This is a genomic window from Rhizobium sp. P32RR-XVIII, from assembly GCF_012641395.1.
Taxonomy (GTDB): domain Bacteria; phylum Pseudomonadota; class Alphaproteobacteria; order Rhizobiales; family Rhizobiaceae; genus Rhizobium.
In genome coordinates, this window is the sequence record NZ_JABAIH010000032.1 from 20,863 (window position 1) to 27,745 (window position 6,883).

Sequence of the window (6,883 nt, forward strand, 5' to 3'; positions counted from 1 at the left end):
TTAGGCACCTTGATGACATCCACCCCTATACCCTCGCGAAATGTCCCTCGGACACCTGGCGAAGCGGCGCGCTGGCGGCGACGTAGCCGAGAGGCCGAAGTGCGTTTTTCGGTTCCGTCGTATCCAGGGTGCGATTGGCTGACCTTCGCTCTGGGTCGGGTAAGGGCACGGCCTCCAGCAGTCTACGTGTATAGGGATGGGCCGGAGCGGCGAAGACCTTTTCGCGCGGCCCTATCTCTACAATTTCTCCTAGATACATCACGGCAACACGGTGGCTGATCCGCTCGACGACAGCCATGTCGTGGGAGATGAAGACGAAGGCCAAACCGAGCTCTCTCTGCAGGTCCATTAATAGATTGATGACTTGCGCCTTGACGGAAACGTCGAGCGCAGAGACAGACTCATCCGCAACGATGACCTTCGGAGATAAGGCCAGGGCTCGGGCGATACAGATGCGCTGCCTCTGACCTCCCGAGAATTGATGCGGAAGGCGGCTTGCCATGCTCGCGTTCAGACCAACACGTTCGAGCAGCACACTCACCAACTCGCGCGCGTCGACGCGACCGCCGAGCTTATGAGTGAGGTACGGCTCTGCGATCGCGTCCCCGACGGTACGCCGCGGACTAAGGCTTGCAAAGGGATCCTGAAAAATCATCTGGATGTCGCGCCGCGCATCGCGCAGTTCGTTCCCCGACATCGACATAAGCTCCCGACCGGAGAGGACGACACTTCCGCCAGAAGGCTTCACGAGCCGCATCAGGCCGCGGCCGGTCGTTGACTTGCCACAGCCGGACTCTCCCACGATGGATAATGTTTCCCCGGGGAAGAGATCGAAGGAGACATTTTCAACTGCATGCACGCGGCTCGAAACCTTCCGAAACCACCCGCCCCTGATGTCGAAGCGAACGCAAAGGTCTTTCACCTTGAGAACCGGCCCGTCGGATTTCCGGATAGTGTCGACGGGTTTGTCCGCCTCACTATGCTCGCCAGTTGTCGCATTAATCATCTGGAATTTCAGTGGCTGCGAGACACCCTGCATCGAACCTAGCTGCGGAACGGCATTGAGCAGCATCCTGGTATAGGGGTGCTCGGCACTCCTGAATATTCTGCTCGTCGAGCCCGTCTCGACGATGTCGCCCCGCAGCATGACGGCCATCCGATCGGCAACTTCTGCGACCACGCCCATGTCGTGGGTAATAAAGATGACCGACATTCGCTCCTCTTCCTGGATCTCCTTGATCAAGTTGAGGATTTGGGCTTGGATTGTGACGTCGAGAGCTGTAGTCGGCTCGTCGGCGATCAGGAGTTGTGGGCGACAGGCGAGCGCCATGGCGATCATGACGCGCTGTCGCATCCCGCCTGAAAAATTGTGCGGATATTCATCGTACCGAGTGCTTGCGGCAGGGATCCTCACGCGATCCATCAGCCGCAAAGCCTCCTTTTTGATATCTTGGAGCGATGTCGATGTATTGTGAAGCGCTATCGCTTCGGCGATCTGCTTTCCGATCGGAAGAACAGGATTAAGGCTCGTCATTGCTTCCTGAAAGATCATTGAGATCTCGTTCCCGCGAACCTCGCGCATGCGATCCTCGCTGAGTGCAAGCAAATTGCGCCCGCCGAGTTGCACCTCGCCTTCTACACGCGCACTTTCCGAAGAGAGCAGCTGCATGACCGAATAGCCGGTCACACTTTTTCCCGAACCGGATTCCCCTACGAGCGCCAATGTTTCCCCAGCCGCCACGTCGAAGGAAACCCCTTTCACGACCTCCAGCCACTGGCCATTTTGGTGGAAGGACGTACGCAGGTTCCGGACCGCAAGTGTTTGCTTGCCCGTGAGTTCGTGTTCAAGTTTTGATTTTTCTTGAGTCATAGCGCTCATCTGCATTGACCGTCCTCCCATTTCTCGCCCCGAAGACGTCGCGATAGTCATCTTTCGCTCGAATTCGGATCGAGCATGTCACGCGCGGTATCGCCGATCAGATTGATCGAAAGCACGATCGTTGTGATCGCAAAACCGGCCCCAATGATCGGCCACGGCGATCCGAAGACGTTACCGAGCCCCTCGCGGATGATATTGCCCCAGCTCGGATTGGGCGGCTGCGTCCCAATTCCAAGGAAACTCAATGCCGCTTCGAGCCGAATGGCTGATGCGATCCACAAGGTCCAAAGAAGGACAATCGAGGCGCCAATGTTCGGAATGACGTGCCGGATGATGATAATCGGCGTCTTCACGCCAATTGCGATCGAGGCTTCGATGTAGGGTTCTTGCCGGACTGAGAGAGTCGAAGCTCTCGCAACTCGCGCAAATCCGGGAACAAAGGCAATCGTCAACACCAGGACCACATTCCAAAAGCCTCCGCCGAGCGCCGCCGAAACGATGATGGCTAGCAGCAGTTCGGGGAATGCCATTAGAAGATCGATCATTTTTGAAACGACGCGATCGACTACTCCCCCAAAATAGCCGGCGAGAACTCCTAGTGTCGTGCCGATTACCGCCGCACAGGCCGGCGCAATAAGTCCAAACAGCAGGGAGGTGCGCGAACCGTAGATCAGCCGAGAAAGCACATCACGACCGAACTGGTCGGTTCCGAGCCAGTACTGAGAGGAGGGATATTTGTTAATTGACAGGAAGCTTTGTTTAAGCGGGTCGTAGGGCGCGATCCACGGTGCGAAGGCCGCCATCGCAAAGAAAAGAAGAACCACCACAAACGCAATCATTGTCGAAACGCGGCGGAAAAACAGGCGTTTAACGAGACTTAGCGTGCCGTGGTTGGGGGCCGGTGCGGAAGAAAGGTCGATAGCGGCCATTGCTTAACTCCGGATACGTGGATCGATGACGGTGTAGACCAGATCGACCAGCAAATTGATGAGAACCACCAGTAGAGCGAAGACGACCACGGCACCCTGGATCAAGGGATAGTCGCGCTCGGCAATCGCCTTGATCAGGGTTGAGCCGAGTCCTGGCCGATCAAAGACGAGTTCCACCGCAACCGCGCCAGATAGCGTAGCCAAAAGGCTTAGCCCGAGGCCCGTGACGATCGGAAGAAGGGCATTCCGAAGCGCGTGCTTATAGATCACGGTGCTCGGCGGAGCGCCCTTTGCGCGAGCTGTGCGGACATAGTCCTTTGAAAGAACTTCCAAGAGTGACGTGCGGGTCAATCTGCCCAGAAACGCGATCTTGAGCACAGCCAATGTTACAGCTGGCAACACGAGGTGGTAGAGTTGATCGACGACCCCCTCGCCGCCTCCGTTAATCGGGAAGAGTTTGAGATTGAGCGCGAAAACGATCAATAGAATTGCACCGAGATAGAAGTCCGGGATCGCATATCCGATCAGTGAGAAGATGCGCATACCCTGATCCGGCAAACGGTTCTTACGCACGGCCGCCCAAACGCCAAATGGCAATCCCACGATGAGCCCTATCAATGTCGCGCCGAACGCAAGAGCGACGGTGTAAGGCAGATTATGAGCGATCAGCACGGCTACCCGTTCTTTTGAGATCAGCGAGGCTCCAAAATCAAAAGTCACGACATCCCATAGGAACGTGAAATATTGCTGCCAGAGGGGCGCAGCGAGCCCGGTCTGCTCCCGGAACAGCGCGAGCTGTTCCGGGGTCGCGAAATCGCCCAGTGCCACCAAAGCCGGATCGCCTGGAAGAATGCGCAACGCGATAAAGACAAGCGTGAGCACAAGCCAGAGCGTTGGAATTGCATCCAGCAGCTTGTTGATGATGAGACTGGGCATGCTGCCTCCTATGCCTGAACGACTTTGGCATGGCGCAGAGGCCAGTACGGCGTGCCAGCCTCCACCTTGAAGCCGAGATCGACGCGAGGGTTGCGGGCAATCACGTAGGAAAGTGTGATGATGCCAAGCCCAGGCAGATCTGTAAGGATCTGCTTTTCCATCTCCTTCACGATCTCGACGCGTTTCGCAAAGTCGGGCTCTGCGTTGGCCTTGCTCATCAGATCGTCAATTCCGGGGATCGCGACTCCGTAATGGCTGTAATTAGTAAGACCGCTGCCATCGGCCTTCACGTCCCCCGTCTTCAAAAGCAGGTCGCCGATTGGTGCCGTCGGGACCGGCGGATAGCTCAAGGAGGACAGGATGAGACTGTTCTTGTCCTTGCGGTTATCCGCGTGGAAGGTCGCATGATCGATGATTTTCAGATCGAGATTGATGTTCACCGTGCGCAGTTGCTCCTGGATCATGAGCATGATCGAGGCGTAATCCTCGCGTTGGCTAACGAAACAAGGGATCGTCAAGCCGCTGGCAAAGCCCGCTTCCTTGAGCAGGGCAATCGCCTTTTCAGGGTCGTATTTATATTGCAGCTCAGCTGGCAGTTCGTCCTGTTTCACAGAGCCGGGAAATTGCGGCGCGATAATGCCGACCATTGGGACAGCGATGTTACCGAAGGCGGCTGCGATCGCGGTGGCGTCAATGGCGTAGCGGATTGCCTGGCGGACCTTGATATTGGCGAGCGGTCCTCTGTTGAGGTTGATGTGGAGGGTGTTGAAGCTACCGGGCGCCGTCGCATCGAAGATTGTATTCGCGTTCTGCTGACGCATGGAGTCATTCCAGCCCGGCGCGCGCACACCTTCGATCATATCGACGTCGCCAGATGCGAATGCCAGCGTTCTTGCGGTCGTGTCGGCGATGAAGCGAACCCGAAGGTTTGGCGTGGCCGCCTGGCCATCATAGTAGTCCTTGAAGGCGGTCAGGAGCAGGCCGGCATTGCTGTCGAGGCTCGTAAACTCATATGGTCCCGTTCCGACCGGATCGGTGTTGAACTTCTCGTCTCCCTTTTCCGCGAACGCCTTCTTGCTCAAGATGGAGGCGCTGAGGTCGGATACGCATGTGCCGTTGAGCAGCGGATCTGGATCCTTCAGCTTGATGACGACCGTGTTCGGGTCGGTCGCCTCAACGCTCAAAATGTTGCGATAGTACGACTTGGCTTTGGTGCTGATTTTTGGATCGAGGTGGCGACTGAAGGTGAAGACCACGTCGTCCGCGGTCATCTCTCCATAGTCTTTGTGAAACTTCACGCCGCTACGCAGCTTGTAAGTCCAGGTCTTGGCGTCCTCAGAACTCGTCCAGCTTTCAGCAAGGGCGGGCTCAAACTCCTCGGGCTTCACCGCCCATTTTCCATCGGGACGCTTCACCAACGTGTCGTACAGCTGGGAGATGACCCAGTTGTCCGCACCGGTCGAAGAAATCAATTGCGGGCTCATCCCGTTTGAGGAGCGAGCCGCGAAAGCGCAAGTGATCGTATCGTTTTTTGACTGTGCGGCGGCTTGGAAGCCAACGCCGGAAAGAGCCGCGAATGCGGTGCCTGCCGCAGTTGTTACCAATAGTTGTCTGCGTGTAATGCTCATGGAAATCCTCCCAGTTTGTCCATTAGATTGCAATCGATAGGCGTCTTGCCTGCATTTCCTTCTCATCGAACTGAAGCCCCAGACCCGGGCGATCAGGCACTTCAAAGCAGCCGTCGACGGGCTGAGACGGATTTACGAAGACCGGTGCGCCGCGTTCCCACTTGTCCGCGAGCTCGACGGGCTTCGCGAGATGCAGGAGGGTGCTCAGCACGTGGATGTTGGCCAGGGGACCGACGACCGGTTGTGTTTGATGCGGGACGAGTTCTACGCCATGGGCTCGCGCCAGCGCGGCGCATTGCATCATTCCTGTGACGCCGCCCATCTTCACGATATCCGGCTGCACCATCCGCACGCCGGCTTCGATCAGTTCCTTCAAACCCTGCAGGGTATAGGTCTGCTCACCCGCCGACACGGTGATGTCGAGCCGTTGCGCGACTTCACCCATCGCTTTCACGTTGTAGTGCTGGACAGGCTCCTCGAACCACGAGTAGCCAAGGTCTTCCAAGGCTCGGCCAACGCGCATGGCACCATTGACCGAGTAGCCATTATTTGCGTCAAAACCGATCATGAAGCCGTCGCCCAGGAGTTTCCGCACGGCCGCGGCCTTCTGGATATCTCCTGCGATGTCGACGTCCTGCCGGGTGCGGTCGCCGTCCCAACGGATTTTGACCGCGGCCGGCTTTTCGGTCTCCACTCGCCGCGCGACGTCCCTGACAACCTCATCTACGGTCTTCGCGGCATTCCCACCAACCGAGCTGTAGCAAGGAAGCGTTTTCGTCCATGCGCCGCCGAGTAGTTTGTAGAGGGGCTTCTGAAGCGTTTTTCCCTTCAGATCCCACATCGCGATATCGATCGCGGCGAGCGCGCCGGTCACGATGCCTTCCGGACCGAGCTTGATGCACTTATGAAGAAGGCGATCGATCAGCACCGCATGATCGAACACATCTTGCCCGACCAACTCTGGTGCCATTTCGCGCGCGATGACCGCCAGGGAAGCATGGCCTCCATGCATCGGCGAAGCTTCGCCGATGCCGAACAGGCCATCTTCGGTGTCGATGCGAACGAATGCGCTTTTGGGCATCCAGCCAGAACCATCTCCCATGGTGAGCTGGAAAACGTCGACGCTCGAAATTCTCATTTTGCCTCCTCCGAAAAGAAACCGGTGCCACCCTCCTCGCAGCACCGGTTTGTTGCTGCTATGCCTGTATTGGGATTGCGCGCTTGCGCTCCTTGAGGACACTCTCGTCCAGTTCGATCCCAAGTCCTGGCCCCGACGGAACGAGGAACTTTCCGTTGCGCTTCACGAGCGGTTCTTTCAGAAGCGTCTGCATCAACTCGGTGTTGCGCTCGGCGGGGTCGTTCCACTCGACCGGTTTCGAGGCGTGCATCTTGCAGGCCATAAGATGTAGGTTGGCAGCATGGCCAACCGCCGGCTGTGTCTGATGTGGGACAATTTCCGCGCCGTGCGCGTAGGCGATAGCCATGCACTTCATCAGGCCGGTGATGCCGCC

6 protein-coding genes are annotated in these 6,883 nt (G+C 57.4%); all 6 read right to left on the minus strand.

The window, feature by feature from the left end; all coding sequences use genetic code 11:
• Nucleotides 1-25 precede the first annotated feature (25 nt).
• The gene (locus tag HGP14_RS33325; RefSeq protein WP_246704740.1) at nt 26-1,879 is read right to left on the minus strand and encodes an ABC transporter ATP-binding protein; all 1,854 of its coding nucleotides are present in this window, start codon (nt 1,877-1,879) and stop codon (nt 26-28) included.
• A 47-nt stretch (nt 1,880-1,926) separates the two neighbouring features.
• Entirely contained in the window at nt 1,927-2,808 is an 882-nt protein-coding gene (locus tag HGP14_RS33330; protein ID WP_168834062.1) for an ABC transporter permease, read from the minus strand.
• A 3-nt stretch (nt 2,809-2,811) separates the two neighbouring features.
• On the minus strand, nt 2,812-3,744 hold the full coding sequence (locus tag HGP14_RS33335; RefSeq protein WP_168834063.1) for an ABC transporter permease: 933 nt from the start codon (nt 3,742-3,744) through the stop codon (nt 2,812-2,814).
• Between the two features lie 8 nt (nt 3,745-3,752).
• Nucleotides 3,753-5,372 (minus strand): ABC transporter substrate-binding protein, encoded by a 1,620-nt coding sequence (locus tag HGP14_RS33340; protein ID WP_168834064.1) that lies wholly within the window; start codon nt 5,370-5,372, stop codon nt 3,753-3,755.
• A 22-nt stretch (nt 5,373-5,394) separates the two neighbouring features.
• Complete coding sequence (locus HGP14_RS33345; RefSeq protein WP_168834065.1) at nt 5,395-6,510, minus strand: mandelate racemase/muconate lactonizing enzyme family protein; 1,116 nt, start codon at nt 6,508-6,510, stop codon at nt 5,395-5,397.
• A 58-nt stretch (nt 6,511-6,568) separates the two neighbouring features.
• Nucleotides 6,569-6,883 (minus strand): enolase C-terminal domain-like protein (locus HGP14_RS33350; protein ID WP_281408154.1); only part of this gene is annotated, 315 nt, incomplete at its 5' end.

What these genes read in the sequence shown, in the direction of transcription:
- HGP14_RS33325 (WP_246704740.1), bottom strand. Translation starts at nt 1,879, where the DNA reads ATGAGCGCTATGACTCAAGAAAAATCAAAACTTGAACACGAACTCACG.
- HGP14_RS33330 (WP_168834062.1), bottom strand. Translation starts at nt 2,808, where the DNA reads ATGGCCGCTATCGACCTTTCTTCCGCACCGGCCCCCAACCACGGCACG.
- HGP14_RS33345 (WP_168834065.1), bottom strand. Translation starts at nt 6,510, where the DNA reads ATGAGAATTTCGAGCGTCGACGTTTTCCAGCTCACCATGGGAGATGGT.
- HGP14_RS33340 (WP_168834064.1), bottom strand. Translation starts at nt 5,372, where the DNA reads ATGAGCATTACACGCAGACAACTATTGGTAACAACTGCGGCAGGCACC.
- HGP14_RS33335 (WP_168834063.1), bottom strand. Translation starts at nt 3,744, where the DNA reads ATGCCCAGTCTCATCATCAACAAGCTGCTGGATGCAATTCCAACGCTC.